The sequence below is a fragment of the Streptomyces sp. NRRL WC-3618 genome (assembly GCF_001280005.1).
In the GTDB taxonomy this organism is placed as follows: Bacteria; Actinomycetota; Actinomycetes; order Streptomycetales; family Streptomycetaceae; genus Streptomyces.
Genome location: NZ_LGDW01000317.1, coordinates 1 through 374, shown reverse-complemented (window position 1 = coordinate 374; position 374 = coordinate 1). Strand labels below are relative to the sequence as shown.

At 72.2% G+C, this 374-nt stretch carries 1 protein-coding gene; it reads right to left on the bottom strand.

Annotated elements, in window-relative coordinates; all coding sequences use genetic code 11:
• On the bottom strand, nt 1-374 hold a 374-nt coding region (locus tag ADL01_RS24275), incomplete at both ends, for a hypothetical protein (RefSeq protein WP_159049613.1).

Sequence of the window (374 nt, the reverse complement as noted above, 5' to 3'; positions counted from 1 at the left end):
CCTGCGCCTGCAACGCAGACTCCAGGACATCACTGCGACCGGTCGACACCGCACCCGACGTCACCGCCCACAGCCGCGCACCGACCCCGGCATCGCCCAGGGCCTGCACCAGCGCGACCGTGCCCGCAAGCCCGGCGGGCACCCCTTCGTGCCCCGCGTGCTCCGACTCCTCGAAAGCGAGCAGCGAGACGACACCGGTGAGTCCCGCGTCGACGTCGAGGGCACGCAGGCGAGCGGCCAGCTCGGATCGCGTCCACTCATCGGCACCGACGCGGAGTTCGACGACCTCCGCACCGGTTTGCGCCAGTGCCTCGCTCGCACCTGTCGCCCACGGGTGTTCCGCCGCGTTCTCCGGGAGTACGACGAGCCAGCGC